This window comes from Pseudophaeobacter sp. TrK17 (assembly GCF_042192375.1).
Taxonomy (GTDB): domain Bacteria; phylum Pseudomonadota; class Alphaproteobacteria; order Rhodobacterales; family Rhodobacteraceae; genus Pseudophaeobacter.
Genome location: NZ_CP071700.1, coordinates 2,754,267 through 2,773,910, shown reverse-complemented (window position 1 = coordinate 2,773,910; position 19,644 = coordinate 2,754,267). Strand labels below are relative to the sequence as shown.

The following is a 19,644-nucleotide window of genomic DNA, read 5'->3' as shown; positions in this document are numbered from 1 at the left end:
AATATTGGTTAAAAACCATTCAGAAATGCGCAGGATTTTGCCGGGTTCGGGACTGAACAAGTGATATGCGAGGGCAGTGCCTGACCTTTGGGAGGTGCAACGCTATAGTGGAAGCTGGTTGAAATAGGCTGATTTCGATAGGTTTAGGTGGTTTGGGTTCGAATTCACGATGAGCGTTCGTCCGGGTGGGTGCGGAACGCGCCCGCCGTGGGGCGGACGGACGCGTGCCCTCCACATGCGTGACGGGCGGGGTTCCAAGAGAGAGGTGTACAAGTCCAAGGTTTATCAGCGGGCGGCGGCTTCTATTCGCTTCATATCTGGGGCTGGGCAGGTGCTCGCAGCCCCAGATATGAGCGTCGCCCGTAGTCCAGCCAAAAGCAATTCGGCGCCTGCGGTTTTGTTGATGATTTGATCGGACACTGCCATGAGCGTGGGCAGGCTGCGCAGGGATGCGCGGGCGGCGATGGCGCGGCTGATCCGTAAGTCCTGGGTTTGCAGCCAGGTTTCCAGCTGGTCTAAATCTACGATCTTGTCCACATCTGCCACGTTCAAATTCGCCTTTGACTGTCGATTTGGTGAAATAACTTCACCGCAGCATAGACGCGCGCTTGACCAAGACAAGAATCCAAATCATATGCCTGAGCATGACAGATCTCGCCAAAATCCGCAATTTCTCCATCGTCGCTCATATTGACCATGGCAAATCCACCCTCGCTGACCGGCTCATCCAAGAGACGGGCACGGTGGAGGATCGTGATATGAAGGCGCAGCTGCTTGATAGTATGGATATCGAGCGCGAGCGTGGCATCACCATCAAGGCCAACACAGTACGGATTGATTACAAGGCGGATGACGGCGAGAGCTATGTGCTCAACCTCATCGACACGCCGGGTCACGTGGATTTTGCCTATGAGGTCTCCCGCTCGATGCGCGCGGTTGAGGGGTCGCTTTTGGTGGTGGACAGTACCCAGGGCGTTGAGGCGCAGACCTTGGCCAATGTCTATCACGCCATGGAGGCCGACCACGAGATCGTGCCGGTGCTGAACAAGATCGACCTGCCGGCCTCGGATTGTGACCGGGTGGCGGAACAGATCGAAGATGTTATCGGCATCGAGGCCACTGGCGCTATTCAGGTTTCGGCCAAGACCGGGCAGGGCATCCATGAAACCCTGGAAGCCATCGTCAATGAGCTGCCTGCCCCCAAGGGCACCCGCGATGCGCCGCTGAAGGCGATGCTGGTGGACAGCTGGTATGACGCCTATCTGGGCGTGATCGTTCTGGTGCGGATCATGGACGGGGTGCTGAAAAAGGGCGAGCGGATCAAGATGCTCTCCAATGGCTCCACCCATCATGTAGACCGGATCGGCGTGTTCCGCCCGGCAATGGCGGTGATTGACGAGCTGGGACCCGGCGAAATTGGCTTCCTGACGGCCTCGATCAAACAGGTGCGCGACACCCGTGTGGGCGATACCATTACCCATGAGAAAAAAGGCACCGACGATGCCTTGCCGGGCTTTAAGCCTGCGCAGCCGGTGGTGTTTTGTGGCCTGTTCCCGGTGGATAGTTCCGAGTTTGAAGACCTGCGCGATGCCATTGACAAGCTGGCGCTGAATGACGCCTCCTTTAGCTTTGAGATGGAAACCTCGGCGGCGCTGGGCTTTGGCTTCCGCTGCGGCTTCCTTGGCCTGTTGCACCTTGAGGTGATCCGCGACCGGGTGGAGCGCGAGTATGATATCGAGCTGATCACCACAGCGCCCTCGGTGGTCTATCATATCTATATGCGTGACGAGACCATGATCGAGCTGCACAACCCGGCTGATATGCCCGACCTGACCCATGTGGATCACCTGGAAGAGCCGCGCATCAAGGCGACCATTCTGGTGCCGGATGAGTATCTGGGCGATGTGCTGAAGCTGTGTCAGGACCGCCGCGGCATCCAGCTGGATCTGACCTATGCCGGCAGCCGCGCCATGGCAGTCTATGACCTGCCGCTCAATGAGGTGGTGTTTGATTTCTACGACAGGCTCAAGTCGGTGACCAAGGGCTATGCCTCGTTTGACTATCAGCTGACCGGCTATCAAACCGACAATCTGGTCAAGATGTCCGTGCTGGTGAACGACGAGCCAGTGGATGCGCTGTCGATGATGGTGCACCGTGACCGCGCCGAGGCCCGAGGCCGGGCCATGGTGGAAAAGCTGAAAGACCTGATCCCGCGCCATATGTTCAAGATCCCGATCCAGGCGGCCATTGGCGGCAAGGTGATCGCGCGCGAGACCCTGTCAGCGATGCGCAAGGACGTGACGGCCAAATGTTATGGCGGCGACGCAACCCGGAAGAAGAAACTGCTGGAGAAGCAGAAGAAGGGTAAGAAGAAGATGCGTCAGTTCGGCAAGGTCGATATTCCGCAGGAAGCGTTTATTTCAGCCCTGAAAATGGATAGCTGAGCACCAGTCCGAGCCTGCTCGGCAAACGCTTCCCCATACCGTGGTATGGCTGAGGGCTTGGCTAAATAGCTATACGAATGCCTGGTCGTCAGACCGGGCAGCGCCGTATCTGCCCCAGCCAAGGGCGCATTACGCGCAGCCAGGGCCAGCACCGCTCTGCGGTTTGATGTGGTGCCATTTTGGGGCCGCAAGCCGTATTCCACTCTCAAAAATCCGCCCCAAATTTGGGCGTGCGGATCACAGATCGCGCATTTGAGGGCTTCCTGGCGTCAAGCGCGCGCAACTCCCCAGATCCCGCGAGTGTTTTTGACATCGGTCAATGCCGTAACATTGGCCTTAGGTATAGTGGCCCAATGGCGCTGACTTGGGAGGTTTAGAGATGGATTTTGCAGCACGTAAGGACGCACTTGAAACACGCAGGTTGGCTTTGGTCGGGCATTTGCGTGAGGTCGAACATGCTTTGGATGCGCCGATGCCAAAAGACTGGGAGGATCGCTCGTCTGAGCGCCAGGGGGATGAGGTGCTGGAAACGCTTGGTCTCAATGAGATGGAAGAGCTGCGCCGGATTGATGCAGCGCTGGCGCGCTTGGTCGAGGGGACTTACGGCTATTGCCAGATCTGTGGCGATCAAATTGCGGAAAAACGTCTGGATTTGCTGCCCGCAACGCCGTTTTGCAGTGGCTGCGCCGCCTGAGGCAAGGGGGCTTTCGGGGGCGGCAAGAGTGCTGCGCGTTTGGTCGCGGGGCAGTTGCTCTGGGTGGCTTTTCATCCCGATAGGAAGGCGGTAAGGCAGGGCAGGCTTTTCTTTTGGAGATTTCCCCATGTCTTGTGATTTGTGCTCTGCCGAGGGTTCGACCCGGTTTTTTGCTGTTGTTGGTGGCCCCGAAGAGGCTGGCGTGCAGATCTGCGATACCTGTCAGACACAGATTGAGGGCGAGCTGAAACCCGATCACTGGCGCTGCCTGGCCTCGTCAATGTGGTCACAGGAACCCGCAGTGCAGGTTCTGGCGACCCGGCTGCTGGCGCGGCTTGCGGAAAATGACTGGGCGCGGGATCTGGCCGATCAGCTGTGGCTGGATGAGGAAACGCGGGCCTGGGCCGACAATGAGAGCACCGGTGGCGGCCATGTTGACAGCAACGGCGCGGCGCTTGCGGCGGGTGACAATGTGGTCCTGATCAAGGATCTGCCGGTCAAGGGGGCGGGCTTTACCGCCAAGCGCGGCACGGCGGTGCGTGGCATTTCGCTGGTGCAGGACAATCCCGAACATATCGAGGGCCGGGTTGAAGGCCAGCGGATCGTTATTTTGACCAAGTTTGTGAAAAAGAAATAGGTGCTGAGGCAACATGGTTGGCAATTCGCCCTTAGGGTCACTATGGGCCGTTGCCGTATATGGAGCGATATGGCACAACTCCTGCGAACAGACTGAACAAAAGAGTTTAGCTTATGACTGACTTTGCCGAACGTCGCCGTATGATGGTTGACACCCAGGTTCGTCCTTCGGACGTGACCAAATACCCGATCATTGAGGCCCTGCTGTCTGTTGCGCGTGAGGATTTTGTGCCTGATGCACAGCGTGAAGGGGCCTATGCGGATCGAAATATGGACCTTGGGGGGCAGCGCACCCTGATTGAAGTCCGTACGCTGGCAAAGATGCTGGATGCGTTGGATATTCAGCGGGATGAGCTGGTATTGGATGTCGGCTGTGCTTTGGGCTACTCCACCGCCGTCGCGGCGCAAATGGCCGAGATGGTGATCGGTGTCGAAGAAGATGAGACCATGTCCGCCGATGCGCAGGCGCAGCTGTCCGAGGCTGGTGCCGACAATGCCATTGTGCACGTCGGCCCGCTGAAAGAAGGCGCCGCTGAACATGGCCCCTATGACGTCATCATGGTGCAGGGCGGCGTCGAAGAGCTGCCCGCCGCGCTGCTGCAGCAGCTCAAGGATGGCGGCCGTATTACCGCGATCTTCATGCGCGGCTCGCTGGGCGAGGTAAAGGTTGGCTATAAACAGGGGGGGCAGATCTCCTGGCGCTTTGAATTTAATGCCGGCGCCGAGGTCATGCCTGGGTTTGAACGCGCCCCAGCCTTTTCTCTGTGAGGTCGGGGCAAAAGGATCAGCCTAAATGCGGGGGGCATATTTTGAACCTGCACTGGCGGATCTGGCCTGTGACATCCTGTAACAGAAACGGGTTGGCAGTTTTTTGCCCGTGATGCCGTGCCCAGATCTACTGGCACTGCATGAGGTGAGGACAAAGAAGACGAACAGCCCATACAGCAGGTATGAGCTGAAGCATAACAAAACTCCCGCGGCTGGCGGCGCGGCAAACGAATAGGGCGACCGATGTTGAAGAAGAATTCGGCAAGTTTGTTAAAGACGTTTGTATTTGCAGGCTCTGTAGCGCTTGCTTTTGCGCTGCCAAAACCCGCGAGTGCGGACAATCTGTCCGACGCGCTGATTGGCGCTTATAAAAACAGCGGGTTGCTGGAGCAAAACCGGGCCTTGTTGCGGGTTCAGGATGAAAACGTCGCAGCCGCTGTTGCTGGCCTGCGTCCGATCGTCAATTGGACCATCAGAGCCAGCACGCAGAACACACATACTGTGAATGGCCAGTCGCCCTCTTCGAGTGTGGACCAGCTGACGACAGGCCTGGCTTTGGAACTGTTGCTCTATGATGGGGGGGCGACAAAGCTCAAGCAGCTTGCGGCGCAACAAACCGTTCTGGCGACCCGCCAAAGCTTGCTAAATGTCGAACAACAGGTGCTGTTTGGTGCAGTGCAGGCCTATGTAAACGTCCTGTTACAACAAGAGACGGTGCGCCTGCAGGGCAACAACCTGCGCCTGTTGCAGGAAGAGCTAAAGGCTTCGCAGGATCGATTTGAAGTGGGGGAAGTGACCCGCACGGATGTTGCATTGGCGCAGAGCCGCCTGGCTTCTGCCCGCGCGACCCTGATCCAAAGTCGCGGCGATTTGCTGTCGGCGCAGGCCTCTTATGTGGAGGCGGTTGGTCACCCTATTGGCGCAACCGCAGGTCAACCTCCCTTGCCCAAACGGGTTGCGTCCCTGCAGGCGGCAGAATCCATTGCCGTGCGCAATCATCCCAATCTGCTGGGGCAGCAGCATGCTGTTAAGGCAGCTGATTTCGCCACGGATGCGGCGCGAAAAGGTCTGGGGCCAACTGTCAAACTTGGGGCGGAAATCAACGCCACAACCAGCTTGAGCAATAGTTTTGAATCCGACAGCACTGGCGGTAGCATCACCTACAGCCAGCCGCTTTATGCTGGTGGTGCTCTGGCCTCATCGGTGCGGTCTGCCATGGCGAGTGCTGATGCGACGCGGGGCCAGTTGATTTCGACGCAGCGTGCGGTGGCTCAGGATGTTGCCGAGGCCTATGTTACCTTAGAGGCCGCGACCGCCAGTCTGGTGTCCTCAAATGAGAGCGTACGGGCCGCACAGGTGGCCTTTGACGGTATCCGCGAAGAGGCCACATTAGGGGCGCGCACCACGCTGGACGTTTTGCAGGCGGAACAGGATCTGCTGAACGCGCTGACAGCGCGGGTGCAGGCACGGGCCAGCCAGGCCACGGCGGCCTATTCCTTGCTGCAGGCACAGGGGCTTTTGACCGCGGAACATCTGGGTCTTGCCGTCGAGATTTATGATCCGACCCTGTATTATAATCTGGTCAAAGAGGCACCAGCGCAGCTCAGCCGTCAAAGCCGGGATTTGGACCGGGTGCTACGGGCTTTGGGTAAAAACTAGGCGGGGCAAAAAGGGCCTGTTTGGAAACCATCCCGTGTCGAAACTAAAAGTCTCTCTAAATGTTGTGCGATTGCGGCAGGAGAGCTACACTTGTCGCAAAGGCTAGAGTGGTTCAAATACAATGTCCGATCCTGTTACACAGGCTGAAATCGAAGATGTCCTGTCCTCAATCCGCCGTTTGGTGAGTGAGGATGGGCGCTCTGGGCCGCGCCCGGTGACTGGGCCAGCGGTGGGCAGCCAGCAGGACAGCCCGTCGGCTTCCGTGCCGCAAGAGCCTGCAAAGCCAACATCGCGTCTGGTTCTGACACCTGCTTTGCGGGTGGCGGAGGATACCTGCGATGCAGCCGAGGCGGGTTCGGACCAGCCTGATGCCGTCGATGTGTCGGCTGAGGTTGAGGCGTCATGGGGGATGGAGGCTGCCTATGACCTGCAGGGTGACAGCCATTTGGATCTTGAGGTTGAGCCAGAATTAGACCCTGGCGAGGTTATTGCCTTTCGCTCCAATGACACCGTTGAGGCAGACGGGGATGCCGACCGGGCTGCCGATCAGTACAGCGCAACTGAGCGATCAGAGGCTGTGCCTGCGCAGGCTGAAGAGGGCACGGAACCGGCGGACGCTGCGCCATGGCGCGACCCTGATGCGACGCTCTTTGGCAGCGTGGATAGCCCACCCAAGGACGCAGCCGAGGCGGAAATGCAGCTTTCTCCACAGATAAGCGGGACTGTTGCCGAGCAGGGCCAGAACGCAGATGACGCGCGCCTGGATCTGGATGAGGCCGAGGTGGCTGAGCCTGAAGCTGATGAGCTGGATGGCAGCCAGCGGGTGTCTGCAGTGGTGCAGAAAATTGCCGAGCTGGAGGCCAAAGTGGCGCGCTCAACCGGGCAGTGGGAGCCAGATGGCGCTTCCAGTGATCCCTATGCCGGCACCAATATCGAAACGCTTGAGTGGCAGGATCACACGGACGAGGCCGAAAGTGAGGCGGAGGTCGCAACAGGCCAGGTGCCGCAGCCAGAGAGTGGCGCCGAGGCTGAATTTGACGCCGCAGCCCTGGCCGAAGAGGCCGTGACCCGTGCAACGATGGACGCCCTAGGGGACGATGCTGCGGAGGAAAGCTATCTCGATGAAGAAAGCCTGCGCGAGCTGGTTGCCGATATCGTGCGCAGTGAATTGCAGGGCGCCCTGGGCGAGAGAATCACCCGCAATGTGCGCAAGCTGGTGCGTCGTGAAATCCAGCGGGCCCTTGCCGCTCAGGATTTGATCTGACCGGACCTCGCCTGGCTGTTTCAAGCAGACCTGGAGTGCGGCACAGTGAAATCTGACCCAGTGAAATCTGGACCTGTGCAAAGCTGGCCCTGTACAAAGCTGTTTGCTCCGCTCAGACACCCGCTTTTTCTATGCGGTTGCCAAAACCAGTGGGTTCCTTCGCGGCTATGGGGCAGGCACCTCTGTCGCCAGCGAGAGCAGATGATCCAGATCCATATGCTGTTCCAGATGGTCCGCCAGGGCATCCAGCGTGTCTTCGACGCTGTCTTCATACTGGGTGGAACTGTCATAGCCGAGCTGGGATAGGTAATGCGCCCGAAAACCATCGGCGCTGAACAACCCGTGCAGATAGGAACCCAGCACCCGGCCATCCGCAGAGGCCGCGCCTTCAACCCGGTCGGCGATCTGTAGCCAGCCCCGTTTGCAATCGGCCCCCGTGGTGCGTCCCATGTGAATTTCATAGCCCTGCACGGGCATGCCGCCCTGCAGGCTGCTGGCCTCTGTCAGGGTGACGCGTTTGTCGTCTGACATCACGGTGTGAACATCAAGCAGGCCCAGCCCCGCCACCTTGCCCGGTGCGCCCTCAACCCCAAGGGGGTCGTCGATGGTTTTGCCCAGCATCTGATAGCCGCCGCACAGGCCCAGCACATGGCCGCCGCGCCGGTGGTGGGCCAGAATGTCGATATCCCAGCCCTGGGCGCGCAGATAGGCGAGGTCACCAATGGTGGATTTGCTGCCCGGGATCAGCACCAGATCCGCGTCCCCCGGCAGGGCACGGCCCGGGGGCACGATGTCAACCGTGACCTCGGGTTCGGCGGCCAGCGGGTCAAGATCGTCAAAATTCGCCATGCGCTCCAGCTGCGGCACAACCACCTTGCAGGCCCCACCCCGGCGCGAGGCGATATCCATCATGTCTTCGGCCGGCAGTTTCCAGGCCTCCCAAAACCACGGGATCACCCCCAGCGAGGGCCAGCCGGTGCGCCGGGCAATATCATCGCGCCCCGCATCAAACAGGCTGACATCGCCGCGAAAGCGGTTCACCGCAAAGCCGACAATGCGCTCTAGATCCGTTGGGTCAAGCACCGCCTGGGTGCCGACAATCTGGGCAATGACGCCGCCACGGTGGATGTCTCCGACCAGAACAACAGGCGCCTGCACGGCGCAGGCAAAGCCCATATTGGCGATATCGCCCCGGCGCAGGTTGGTTTCAGCTGGTGAGCCTGCGCCTTCGATCAGCACCAGATCAACGCCCGCCGCCAGACGGTGATAGCTCTCCAGCGCCGCTTCCAGCAGCCCGGACTTATCGCGCATAAAGGAGCCCGCAGACTGGGTGCCGCGCCGCTTGCCCTGCACGATGAGCTGTGCCCCGGTGTCGGTTTCGGGTTTCAGCAGCACTGGGTTCATGTCCACATGGGGCGCCAGCCCGGCGGCCCGCGCCTGCAGTGCCTGGGCGCGGCCAATTTCGCCGCCCTCTGGGGTGACGGCGGCATTGTTGGACATGTTCTGGGATTTGAATGGCGCCACTGAGAGGCCCCGGCGCACAAAGGCCCGCGCCAGCCCCGCCACAAGGAGAGATTTGCCGACATTGCTGCCGGTGCCCTGGATCATCAGTGCGCGTGCCGTCATGGCGTTCTCCTCGTGCGGTCTGGTCTTTGCTGTCTGATTGCCGATTGAGCCAGCAAGGAAAAGGGTTTTCTGATCAATCTCGTAAATTGCGCGGGCAAGCGCGGGGAAAACCGTCTTTGGGTGGAGGATCTGCGACAGGTTGCCTTTGACCAGTTGCCTGTGACGGGGTGGGGCGCAAAAGAAAAACGCGCCCCCCAGGACGCGCTTTTCTATAGATCTGTGATCATTTGTTCGGCCTTTTGGGCCTTGGTCGGCTTCAGGCGGCTTCGGCCTGAGCAGCGTTGCGCCGTTCGCTTTCTTCGCGCGACAGGGCAACAGAGGTGCGCACACCCCGACCAACAAAATCCATCAACCCACCGACAACCCGCTCATTGGGGTCAATGCCAGCACAGCTGAGCACTTCGCGACCATCGCGCGAGCGCGCCCAGCGGGCGATCTGTTCGGGGCCGTTGCCGTATTTTTTATCATCGGCAATGGCATCATCCAAGGCAGCCAATACAACAGCGGCAAAGAGCTTGCGTGCTCGGTTGCCCTGTTCATTATTGTATGCAGTGCCGTCAACGAAATCTCGCATCCCGTTTCCTTTATTGTTCTTGCTATTGCAATTCTCGGCGTGGCGTTCCTTATGACGGAACTGTGACGATTCGGATAGCCTGTATATGCATAGCTTTCATGCAAAAATCGCATAGCTTTTCTGGCGTAACTACGAGATATCGTTGTCTTGCCAGTTGTGACCACGACAGATATAGGGACGCTTAATATATCATCAACCTTCCCAGATGGATTTTTCAGATGCCCAAGATCAATGGTAACGAGATCCGCCCCGGCAATGTTCTGGAGCACAACGGTGGTCTTTGGGCCGCAGTCAAGGTCGATCACGTAAAGCCCGGTAAAGGCGGCGCCTTTGCCCAAGTCGAGCTGCGCAACCTGCGCAATGGCTCGAAACTGAACGAACGCTTCCGCAGCGCTGACAAGGTTGAGCGCGTACGCCTGGAGCAAAAAGACCAGCAGTTTCTCTATGAGAGCGACGGCATGCTGGTGTTCATGGATACCGAAACCTACGAACAGATCGAATTGTCCGCCGAGCTGCTGGGCGATCGTCGTCCTTTCTTGCAGGATGGTATGACAATTGTGATGGAATTCTACGAAGAAGAAGCCCTGAACGCGACATTGCCACAAAAAGTGACCTGCAAAATTGTTGAGACCGAGCCAGTGGTAAAGGGGCAGACTGCTGCCAACTCCTTTAAGCCTGCGGTTCTTGAGAATGGGGTAAAGGTCATGGTGCCACCGTTTGTTGGCCAGGACGAAATGATCGTGGTCAATACCGAAACCATGGAATACGCCGAACGCGCCTGATCGAAGGTGCCGCTGACGCATTTGACCCCCGCAAACCAGACTGGTTTGCGGGGGTTTCTTTTTGTCACCTGCTATTGCGGGAGGGCGACCTGGATGATCCTGCATACTGATGCGGCGCATTTTTTGCGTAAACTTTCTGACAGCTCTGCACCCGTTACCACCACATCGTAGTCCCAGAGATGCTGCATCTGGCAGGGCAGGTTACGGTCGAACTTGGCGCTGTCCACCACCAGGATCTTTTGTTTGGCGCAGGCGGCGATGGCCTGACGGGCGGTGATTTCTTCCGTATTGTAGTCTAGCACTGCGCCACTTTGGGAGACGCCGCCACAGCTGAATATGGCCTGCTCCATGCGGTAGCGGGCAAAAAAATCGATGCTGGCAGGGCTGATTACGTCCAGATCCCGCAATCGCACCGACCCGCCCGCCATTTCGACCCGCGCCCCCGGCGCATGTTGCAATGCCATGACCGCGTGAAACGAATTGGTGGCGACCAGGAGATCTTGCCGGGTGGCCAGCAGCCGGGCGCATTGGGCGACGGTGGTTCCGGTTCCCAGCGCCACCCTGGCACCATGGGGGACCAGGTGCTGAACCGCCTGTGCGATTTGGTGTTTTTCGCTGTGGGAGGCCGTGAGACGGGGCAGATACCCGATATTTTCGGCCTGCTGGCGCAATCGGGCGACGCCATTGCGGCGTTGCACCAAAGAGGCCTCGTCCAGATCGCGCAGGTCGGCGCGGATCGTCTGCACCGAAACCTTGAGGCGCTGGCACAGCTCTTGGGCTGACAGGCTGCCGTTTTCTGCCAGCAGGGCAACAATCTGGTCGCGTCGAATGTCCAAGTCACTGCGCTTCATCAGGTTTCTTTCGAAAGTTGTTCTGCCTGTCACTTACAGTAAAGCGATCGTTACGAAAACAGTAATAAAACATATACATTAATGTCATAAACCTGTTGCATCAGACGGCAATAAGCTCCCCATCACGTGTCTTTCGTTCGAAAGGCAAAATCTCTGGAGATTTATGATGAAGAGCTTTCTGACCGCCGCTGCCCTGGCCTGCGTATCCACTGCAAGTTTTGCGGATACCCTGACGCTGTATACCTCGCAGCCCAATGCCGATGCACAAAAGACCGTAGATGCCTTTATGGCTGCCAACCCGGGCACCGAGGTAGAGTGGGTGCGCGATGGCACCACCAAGCTGATGGCCCGTCTGCGTGCCGAAATCGAAGCCGGTAATCCGCAGCCCGACGTTTTGCTGATTGCAGATACCGTGACCCTGGAAGGCATGGCGCAGGAGGGTCTGCTGACCGCCTATCAGTCCCCCGAAGCCACAGCCTATGATCCGGCGCTGTATAGCGCGGCAGGCTTCTACCACTCGACCAAGCTGATCACCACCGGCATCGTGTATAACACCGGTGTTGAGACCGCGCCGACCTCCTGGGCCGATCTGAACGATGCGGCGCTGAAGGGGCAGATCGCCATGCCATCGCCGCTCTATTCCGGTGCTGCGCTGATTCACCTGGCAACCCTGACCGGCGACAAGGACCTGGGCTGGGACTACTACAGCGATCTGGCCGCAAATGACGCCCGTGCCAAAGGCGGCAATGGCGGCACCTTCAAAGCTGTTGCTGCGGGCGAAAAGCCCTACGGAATGGTTGTTGATTTCCTCGCCATCCGCAACCAGGCCAAGGGTTCCCCGGTTGAGTTTGTCTTCCCAAAAGAGGGCGTTTCTTATGTGACCGAGCCAGTGGCCATCCTGTCCACTGCCAAAAACACCGATGCGGCCCAACGCTTTGTTGATTTTGTGCTAAGCCAAAAGGGCCAGGATCTGGTTCTGGAGATGGGATATATCCCCGCGCGCAACGACATGGGCGTACCTGCAGGCTTTCCTGCCCGCGCCGATATCAAGCTGATGGATTTTGACCCGGCGGTTGCCCTGGAAAATGCCGAGGCCAACAAGGCCAAATTTGCTGAGATCTTTGGGGCCAACTAATGTTCATGCCCCAAACAGCGGGAGGCAGCCGGTCCGAGCACCGGCTGCTTTCCTTTATCCTCTTTGTTGCGATTGCCCTGACGCTGACCCCTGTTTTGCGGCTGTTTGTTGAAGGCGTCACCATCGACGACCAACTGAACCTGAGCCTGTTTTCAGAGGTGTTGATGCAGAGCCAGACCCAATTGGCGCTGAAACACTCGCTGATCACAGCGGGATTTGGCACCCTGGTGTCACTGCTGATCGGCAGTGCCTTTGCTTTTCTGGTGGCCCTGACCGACCTGCGGGCAAAGACAACCCTGGTGTTCTGCCTGATGATCCCGATGATGATCCCGCCGCAGATTACTGCGCTGTCCTGGACGCAGATCATGGGGCCGTCCTCGGTGTTGTTAAAAACCCTCGGACTGGCGCCAGCCATGGGCACACCGCAACCGCTGTATTCGCAGGGCGGCATCATCCTGCTGCTGGGGATCCAGCATACTGCGATCATCTTTTTGACCCTGCGCGCCGGTCTGCGTGCCATCCCACAAGACGTGGTCGAGGCGGCCCGGATCAGTGGCGCCAGCGGGCTGCGGCTGTGGTGGCATATCATTCTGCCGCTGTGTCTGCCCAGCCTGGCGGCGGGCATTGCCATTACCTTTGTGACGGCCTTGGGGAACTTTGGCATTCCGGCGATGCTGGGCATTCCAGCAGGCTATTCCACCCTGCCAACGCTGATCTACCAGCGCCTGTCTGGCCTGTCCTCGACAGTGCTGGCCGAGGTGGCGGTTCTGGCCATGGTGATTGGCTGTGTCGCCATCTGCGGCATCCTGTTGCAGCGGTTTTTCCAGTCGCGCCAAAAGGTGCATCTGGTGGGCTCCACCGCGCGGCCGCTGGCTATGCCGCTGGGATCTGCGCGCCTGCCCATCGAGATTGGCCTCTGGCTGGTTGTCTGCGCCATTCTGGTACTGCCGATGCTGGGGCTGATCGCCACCTCCCTGGTGCCGGCCTACGGTGTGCCGCTGAGCTTGGAGACCGTGACCCTGGCCTCCTGGCATGAGGCGCTGTTTCGCCAACCTGCCACGGCGCGGGCCTTTGTGAACTCACTGGGCCTGGCCAGTGGCGCCGCTGTGGTGTTGGTGCTGATCTGCCTGCCACTGGCCTGGCTGATGGAGCGCACCCCGTCGCGGTTGGGGCGGGTGTTTGATGCGCTTGTGGATCTGCCCTATGCGCTGCCGGGGGTGGTGCTGGCGATTGCGATGATCCTGTTGTTGATCAATCTGCCGTTCACCGATGCGACACTCTACGGCACCATCTGGATTATATTCCTCGCCTATCTGGCGCGGTTCCTGGTGGTCATGTTTCGTCCCATTCAGGCCAGCATCCGTCAGCTTGACCCGGCGATGAACGAAGCCGCGCAATCCGTCGGTGCCACGCTGTTTCAGCGCCTGCGCCTAATCATCCTGCCGCTTTCTGCACCGGCGGCGGCGGCGGGGGCGATCCTGGTTTTCCTGACCGCCTTCAATGAGCTGACCGTTTCCGCGCTGTTGTGGTCCTCGGGGACTGAGACCCTCGGCGTGATGATTTTTAACCTGGATGACAGCGGTGAGACGGTGATGGCGTCGGCGCTTGCCATGACCATTGTTCTGGTGGTGATGGGCTTGATGGCCGGCCTGCAGATCTCGGCGCGTCACCTGCCAAAAGGAAGCCTGCCATGGCAGACATAAAACTGGACGCTGTTGAAAAGCATTTTGCAGGCATCCCCGCCTTGCATGCCATCAGCGCCACCATCCAAGACGGTGAATTTGTCGCCCTTCTGGGCCCATCGGGGTGTGGCAAGTCAACCTTGCTGCGGCTGCTGGCGGGGTTTGAGGCCCCCACCTCTGGCGCCCTGTCCATCGGTGCACAGGAAATGGCAAATGCGGCGACGGGTCATGCGGTGCCACCCGAGGCGCGCAATATCGGCTTTGTCTTCCAGTCCTATGCGCTCTGGCCGCATATGTCCGTGCGCCGCAATGTTTCCTTTGCGCTGGAGGTTCGCGGCCTGTCAAAATCCGAGCAAAGCCGCCAAACCGAAGCCGCCTTGCAGGCCACCGGGCTGGTGGCTTTTGCCGACCGTATGCCTGCTGATCTGTCCGGGGGGCAGCGGCAGCGGGTTGCCCTGGCGCGCTGCCTGGTGTCGGACCCGCAGGCGGTTTTGCTGGATGAACCCCTGGCCAATTTGGATGTGGCGCTGCGCGCCTCGATGCAGGAGGTGTTTTTGGATTTCCACTACCGTACCGGCGCCACCATGGTCTATGTGACCCATGATCAGGCCGAGGCCATGGCGATGGCCGACCGGATCGCGGTGATGCATGAGGGGCGCATCGTACAGTTCGACACCCCGGAGGCGCTGTACAGTCGGCCCTGCAATCGCTTTGTCGCGGGCTTTGTTGGCGACGGCACAGTGCTGCCGATCAGCAATTTTACCCCGGGCAAGGGCAAGGGGCAGGGCGCGGCGCGGCTTTTGGGCACGCAGATTTCGGTGCAGACCAGCGCGGACCGGCCCAACCAGCTCTGCCTGCGCCCCGAAGATATCACCATAACCGAAACCGGTGATCTGCGGGCTGCAGTGACCCGCAGCACCTATCTGGGCGGGCGCTATCGGCTCATGCTTCGAACCCCTGAGGGGGCCGAGCTGATGGCCGAAAGCCGGGTGCGCTACCCTGAGGGCAGTCAGCTGGGGCTCAGCATTGGATCCCCCTGGGCGTTTTGCGAGGACTAAATGAACACGATTGAAGTATTGTCGGGCATTGGCGACAAAGGCCCAGCCTGTATGCGCCTCTGTGTTGAGGGCAAAACCTGGTTGTTGGACTGCGGGTTCGGACCAGAGGCCAACGCACATTTTGACCCGGCCTGGCTGGTCGGGGCAGATGCGGTGTTTATCACCCATGACCATATCGACCACATAGGTGGTGCCGCCTATGCGGTTGAGGCAGGACTGCCGATCTATGCCACGGCGCAGACGGCGCAGGCGCTGCCCCCGGCGGCAGAGGTGCGGCTCTTGCCGGAACAGGGCGAGGTGCTGATTGATGGCATTCGCCTGACCACCGGCCGCAATGGGCATGCACTGGGCGGCATCTGGATGCATTTTGATATTGGCGCGGGGCTGTTTTACTCCGGCGATTGGTCCGAGGAATCAAACTGGTTTGCCTTTGATCCGCCGCCCGCCGCAGCGACGGCCATTCTGGATTGCTCTTACCAGCTGGATCCGGTTGCGCAGCGCGAACGCTTTGCCGCTTTGGATCAGTTGATCGATCAGTTGCCAGGGCAGATCCTGCTGCCGGTGCCGCCCTCGGGACGGGCCGGGGAAATGGCACTGCATCTGGTGCAGCGTTTTGGGGTGGAGGCGGTGATCCTTGACCCGGAATGCCGGGCGGCGCTGACGGCAGCGCTGGCGCGCGGCGGTCTAAGCCCGCGGGCGCAGGAGATTGCGCCGCTGCTGCAGCGCGGCGATCTGGAGCAGGCACGGTTTTTGATCTGCGACACCCCCAATGCGGATGGGGGCGCGGCCTGGGGCTATGTGCGGGCCTGGCGAGAAAGTGGACGATTGGGGCGCGATGCTCATGTGATTTTCACCGGCCATATGACCGCCCATGCCCGTGGCATCTGCGCGGTGCCCGGCGGCTATTTCCAACGCTGGAATGTGCACCCTCCGCTGGGGGATCAGATCAAGATGCTGCGCCGCCTTGGGGCAAAACGCTTTGCCCCTGCCTTTTGTATCAGCCCGGAGGATTATCTGGTGGAAGAGGGTCTGGGCGCCGAGGTCTTTATGCATGAGAGCATTCCGCTATGAGCGCGGCATCCCCATCCTGGCCAAAGCTGCCGTCGCAGAGCATTTGCCTGATCCGCCATGGGCAGACCACCGCAAACCGCGATAGTATTATCGCCGGGCGGTTGGATGTTTCGCTTACGGATTTGGGCCGCCAACAGGCGCGGGCTTTGCGCGGGCATTCATGGCCGGGCGCCATTGCGCTGTTTTCCAGCCCCTTGGAGCGCGCGCAACAGACCTGCCAGCTGGGGTTTCCAGATCAGGAATTCCACTGCCACCCCGGCCTGCGAGAAAGAGACTGGGGCCAGTTTGAAGGCGCGCCGCTGGCAAAGCTGCCACCGCGCGCGGGGCGACCGGAAGGCGGTGAAGACTGGTCAGAGATGATCATCCGGGTGGCCGAGGCCATAACCGCGTGCTGTGCGCAGGCGCAAGATCGCCTCCCGGTTCTGGTCTGTCATTCCGGGGTGATCCGCGCCACCCGCCTGTTGGCGGGACAACACAGCACCGGTGCTCGCGCGCCAAACGCCCATCCGATTTCGTTTGTCTGGGTGAATGATAGTCATAAGGAGGTTGCACATGCGCTCTGAAACCGGGCGGCCCTGTGTCGTTTTTGATGTCGATGGCACCCTTGCCCAATTTGATGCGCCCCGGCTGGGGCATCTGGTGCATGGCGAGGTAAAGAACTGGGAGGCCTTTCATCAGGCCATGGCCGAGGCCGAAGTCATCGCCCCCGTAGCGCATCTGCTGCGGCGGCTCAAACAGGTGGGCGAAACCATCGTGATCTGTTCCGGGCGGCCTGCGGGTTGGACAGATTACACCGAGGCCTGGCTGGCGGCAAACGACCTGGCCTGTGATGCGCTTTATCTGCGGCCAACGGGGCAGGACGAAATGAGTGACCCGGGTGTGAAGCGGCGGTTGCTGGCAGAGATGCGGGCGGATGGCTTTGAGCCCTGGATCGTTGTGGATGATCGCAGCTCGGTGGTGGATCTGTGGCGCGCAGAGGGGCTGACCTGCCTGCAATGCGCGCCGGGGGATTTCTGATCCAAGGCAAAAGGGGGCTTCCGGGGCAAAGCCTGCCCGGGACCGGGGTCAGCTGTTAGTTGGGACCGGTGATCTCGATCGAGAAGCCACATTCATCCATCATCTTGCCATAGGCGGCAGTAAATCCTCGCAGCGAGGCCTGCATGACCGGCTGGCCGGGGCCGTAGGGCTGGACTGTGCGGATATCAAGGGACTGGCCAGCCTTCATCCAGCGCAGCATGTTGATAGTGTCTTGCCAGCGCGGGGCGGCTTCAGCCTGGGCAAAGCCTTCGGCGTCAAAATAGCCATTGGCGATGGCATAAAAGGCGGCTTGCTGGTCAAAGACAAAGCCCACCGCTTGGCCGTTTTGCACCTGCGTAGGATAGCCGCGGACGGCGGATTCGTAGAGCGTTGGCGCCGGATAGCTATCAGGGGGGCCGCCATCCAGGTCATAGACTGACAATCGCAGCGAGGGGTCGCCATCGCCGCCGGTCGAGGCGGTGCAGGTATGGCTGGTGTGTTCGGTGGATTCATGTGTTTCAACAAAGACACGCCAGTCGCCAAATTCCCAGTACTGGGCTGTGGCGGGCAGGGCTGGCAGGATGGTCAGGGCAAGAGCAAGGCAATGGCGGCGCATGGGGACTCCGAGAAAATAGGTTTGCTGAAACGTACCTCTCTGGGGAAAAGAGAGAGAGGAGCCGTCCCAGGGAACAGGCTTGGCTGTAAAGGTGTAACAAAATGATAAGGCGAGAAAAAATTAGCAGCCTGTCGAGAAATAGAGCCTAGCCCGTCAGGGCTGCCAGTGCAACTGGGCCTCGCCTGCGGCCATCTCTTCCTTGGCGCGGTCAAAGCGCAGATAGGCAATCGCGCGGCCACCGGATTGGCTGAACAGGGTTCCGACCACCTTGCCACCGGCGGTGATGTCGCTGCCCACAGGCGCTGCGCCGCTGATTTCCACCACGCGCAGCCCTTTGCGCAGCTCGGTCTTGTGTTTCATGCGGGCGGTGACCTCTTGGCCGACATAGCAGCCTTTGCGGAAATCCACCCCGTTCAGGGTCTCAAATCCGGCCTCCAGAATATAGCTGTCCGGTCCCAGCTCGATACCGCTGCGCGGGATGCAATGGGCGACATGCAGCGCTTCCCAGTCGCTGTCATCCTCGCCGCCCTCGGTTCCGATCAGCCGCCAGCCCAGATCCCCATGACGCGGATCCGCCAGGGCGCCTGCGGGGGCGGGGCCGGTGCCGCGCATCACCTGTAGGTCAGTTGGGGAGATGTCGACCTTGGAGCGCAAACGATACATGGTGAGCCGCTTGAGCAGGGCCTCGGCCTGATCCGCATCTGCATCCAGCAGCACATCCGCGCCATCAGCGGCCAGAAAGAAATCGGCGAGATATTTGCCCTGGGGCGTCAGCAGGGCGGCATAGACCAAACCCTGGTCAATCTTGCTCACATCACTGGTGATCAGCCCCTGTAGAAAATCGCGGGCATCTGCCCCGGATAGGCGAAGAATTTTGCGCGCGCGCATGCTGTGGTCTCCAAAGCTGCCCGGGCTTTCATGCCTGCGGGCGGTGGTGTGGTCTTAGTCTCAGGGCGGGGCTGTCCGTCGAAGGTTGGTCAAGCCCATTCCTATATCCCGTAGCCTAGTGATATAGGAATGAGATCTGAGTTGAACCAGGAAAACACCATGCCCGCGCCGATTACTGTCGTGATACCCACCCTGAATGCGGCTGCCGAGCTGCCGCGCTGCCTGGAAGCTTTGATGGAGGGGCTGGCGGAGGGGCTGATCCGGGAGCTGGTGATCAGCGATGGCGGCTCTGACGATGCAACGCTGCAACTGGCAGAAGAGGCCGGGGCGGAGCTGGTCAGCGGCGCTGCATCGCGCGGTGGGCAGCTGCGCCGGGGCTGCGCTGCTGCCCGTGGGGAGTGGTTGCTGGTGCTGCATGCGGATACGCACCTGGCCCCGGGCTGGGCTGCAGCGGTGGCGGCACATCTGCGGGCGGGCGCGGGAGACGTGGGACAGCCTGGCTATTTCCAACTGAAATTTCGTACCAAAGGAGCCTGGCCCGCATGGGTGGCAGGCTGGGCAAACTTTCGGGCGCGGGTCTTTGGGCTGCCCTATGGCGATCAGGGGCTTCTGATCCCGCGTGCGGTCTATGTGTCGGCCGGAGAATACCCCGATCAGCCCTTGATGGAGGATGTGGCCCTGGTGCGCCGCCTCACCGGCCTGACGGCGCTACCGATCACCGCCCTGACCAGCGCCGCGCGCTATCAACGCGATGGCTGGCTGCTCCGCGGTGCGGGCAATCTCTGGACCCTGTTGCGCTATTTCCTGGGGGCTGAACCCGACAAACTGGCGCGCGGCTATCAAAAATAGCCGCTACTCGGTTTAGCGCCGCGCCGGGAA

General features: G+C 60.1%; 20 protein-coding genes. 14 read left to right on the top strand and 6 right to left on the bottom strand.

Annotated elements, in window-relative coordinates:
• Nucleotides 1-285: 285 nt before the first annotated feature.
• A complete protein-coding gene (locus tag JZI28_RS13085) occupies nucleotides 286-546 on the bottom strand; it encodes a hypothetical protein (protein WP_375697879.1) in 261 nt (86 codons plus the stop codon).
• 98 nt (nucleotides 547-644) lie between these two features.
• On the opposite strand from JZI28_RS13085, the gene lepA reads away from it, so the two are divergent.
• The 6 genes from lepA to JZI28_RS13055 all read left to right on the top strand — a co-directional run bounded on the left by lepA (nucleotide 645) and on the right by JZI28_RS13055 (nucleotide 7,465).
• A complete protein-coding gene (gene lepA / locus JZI28_RS13080; RefSeq protein ID WP_375697878.1) occupies nucleotides 645-2,444 on the top strand; it encodes a translation elongation factor 4 in 1,800 nt (599 codons plus the stop codon).
• Between the two features lie 379 nt (nucleotides 2,445-2,823).
• Nucleotides 2,824-3,138: a TraR/DksA family transcriptional regulator gene (locus JZI28_RS13075; RefSeq protein ID WP_375697877.1), complete on the top strand. Its 315-nt coding sequence runs from the start codon at nucleotides 2,824-2,826 to the stop codon at nucleotides 3,136-3,138.
• 127 nt (nucleotides 3,139-3,265) lie between these two features.
• On the top strand, nucleotides 3,266-3,775 hold the full coding sequence (locus JZI28_RS13070) for a PhnA domain-containing protein (protein WP_375697876.1): 510 nt from the start codon (nucleotides 3,266-3,268) through the stop codon (nucleotides 3,773-3,775).
• Between the two features lie 113 nt (nucleotides 3,776-3,888).
• Entirely contained in the window at nucleotides 3,889-4,542 is a 654-nt protein-coding gene (locus tag JZI28_RS13065) for a protein-L-isoaspartate O-methyltransferase (protein WP_375697875.1), read from the top strand.
• Nucleotides 4,543-4,785: 243 nt separating this feature from the next.
• A complete protein-coding gene (locus tag JZI28_RS13060) occupies nucleotides 4,786-6,201 on the top strand; it encodes a TolC family outer membrane protein (protein WP_375697874.1) in 1,416 nt (471 codons plus the stop codon).
• Nucleotides 6,202-6,322: 121 nt separating this feature from the next.
• The gene (locus tag JZI28_RS13055; RefSeq protein ID WP_375697873.1) at nucleotides 6,323-7,465 is read left to right on the top strand and encodes a hypothetical protein; all 1,143 of its coding nucleotides are present in this window, start codon (nucleotides 6,323-6,325) and stop codon (nucleotides 7,463-7,465) included.
• A 165-nt stretch (nucleotides 7,466-7,630) separates the two neighbouring features.
• Here JZI28_RS13055 and JZI28_RS13050 read toward each other — a convergent pair whose 3' ends face one another.
• Both JZI28_RS13050 and JZI28_RS13045 read right to left on the bottom strand, forming a co-directional pair.
• Entirely contained in the window at nucleotides 7,631-9,091 is a 1,461-nt protein-coding gene (locus JZI28_RS13050) for a cobyric acid synthase (RefSeq protein ID WP_375697872.1), read from the bottom strand.
• Nucleotides 9,092-9,347: 256 nt separating this feature from the next.
• Nucleotides 9,348-9,665, bottom strand: coding sequence for a DUF6280 family protein (locus JZI28_RS13045; protein WP_009811619.1), 318 nt, complete (start codon nucleotides 9,663-9,665; stop codon nucleotides 9,348-9,350).
• 218 nt (nucleotides 9,666-9,883) lie between these two features.
• On the opposite strand from JZI28_RS13045, the gene efp reads away from it, so the two are divergent.
• The gene (gene efp, locus JZI28_RS13040; protein WP_295446844.1) at nucleotides 9,884-10,447 is read left to right on the top strand and encodes an elongation factor P; all 564 of its coding nucleotides are present in this window, start codon (nucleotides 9,884-9,886) and stop codon (nucleotides 10,445-10,447) included.
• Nucleotides 10,448-10,518: 71 nt separating this feature from the next.
• On the opposite strand, the gene JZI28_RS13035 is transcribed toward efp, so the two are convergent.
• Nucleotides 10,519-11,298, bottom strand: a complete 780-nt coding sequence (locus tag JZI28_RS13035; RefSeq protein ID WP_375697871.1) for a DeoR/GlpR family DNA-binding transcription regulator — start codon at nucleotides 11,296-11,298, stop codon at nucleotides 10,519-10,521.
• Nucleotides 11,299-11,464: 166 nt separating this feature from the next.
• On the opposite strand from JZI28_RS13035, the gene JZI28_RS13030 reads away from it, so the two are divergent.
• The 6 genes from JZI28_RS13030 to JZI28_RS13005 are packed head-to-tail and all read left to right on the top strand — an operon-like array spanning nucleotide 11,465 to nucleotide 17,261.
• Nucleotides 11,465-12,433 (top strand): ABC transporter substrate-binding protein, encoded by a 969-nt coding sequence (locus JZI28_RS13030; RefSeq protein ID WP_375697870.1) that lies wholly within the window; start codon nucleotides 11,465-11,467, stop codon nucleotides 12,431-12,433.
• Entirely contained in the window at nucleotides 12,433-14,136 is a 1,704-nt protein-coding gene (locus JZI28_RS13025; protein ID WP_375697869.1) for an ABC transporter permease, read from the top strand. Before JZI28_RS13030 ends, JZI28_RS13025 begins: the two co-directional genes overlap by 1 nt.
• Nucleotides 14,124-15,173 (top strand): ABC transporter ATP-binding protein, encoded by a 1,050-nt coding sequence (locus JZI28_RS13020; RefSeq protein ID WP_375697868.1) that lies wholly within the window; start codon nucleotides 14,124-14,126, stop codon nucleotides 15,171-15,173. The genes JZI28_RS13025 and JZI28_RS13020 overlap by 13 nt, the downstream gene beginning before the upstream one ends.
• Nucleotides 15,174-16,244, top strand: coding sequence for an MBL fold metallo-hydrolase (locus tag JZI28_RS13015; RefSeq protein ID WP_349387640.1), 1,071 nt, complete (start codon nucleotides 15,174-15,176; stop codon nucleotides 16,242-16,244).
• Complete coding sequence (locus JZI28_RS13010; RefSeq protein ID WP_375697867.1) at nucleotides 16,241-16,807, top strand: histidine phosphatase family protein; 567 nt, start codon at nucleotides 16,241-16,243, stop codon at nucleotides 16,805-16,807. Before JZI28_RS13015 ends, JZI28_RS13010 begins: the two co-directional genes overlap by 4 nt.
• On the top strand, nucleotides 16,797-17,261 hold the full coding sequence (locus JZI28_RS13005; protein ID WP_375697866.1) for a polynucleotide kinase: 465 nt from the start codon (nucleotides 16,797-16,799) through the stop codon (nucleotides 17,259-17,261). Before JZI28_RS13010 ends, JZI28_RS13005 begins: the two co-directional genes overlap by 11 nt.
• A gap of 55 nt (nucleotides 17,262-17,316) precedes the next feature.
• Here JZI28_RS13005 and JZI28_RS13000 read toward each other — a convergent pair whose 3' ends face one another.
• Nucleotides 17,317-17,877: a hypothetical protein gene (locus tag JZI28_RS13000; protein ID WP_375697865.1), complete on the bottom strand. Its 561-nt coding sequence runs from the start codon at nucleotides 17,875-17,877 to the stop codon at nucleotides 17,317-17,319.
• Nucleotides 17,878-18,030: 153 nt separating this feature from the next.
• Nucleotides 18,031-18,765 (bottom strand): YgfZ/GcvT domain-containing protein, encoded by a 735-nt coding sequence (locus tag JZI28_RS12995; RefSeq protein ID WP_375697864.1) that lies wholly within the window; start codon nucleotides 18,763-18,765, stop codon nucleotides 18,031-18,033.
• A 159-nt stretch (nucleotides 18,766-18,924) separates the two neighbouring features.
• Here JZI28_RS12995 and JZI28_RS12990 point away from each other — a divergent pair, with 159 nt between their 5' ends.
• Nucleotides 18,925-19,614, top strand: a complete 690-nt coding sequence (locus JZI28_RS12990; protein WP_375697863.1) for a TIGR04283 family arsenosugar biosynthesis glycosyltransferase — start codon at nucleotides 18,925-18,927, stop codon at nucleotides 19,612-19,614.
• Nucleotides 19,615-19,644 lie beyond the last annotated feature (30 nt).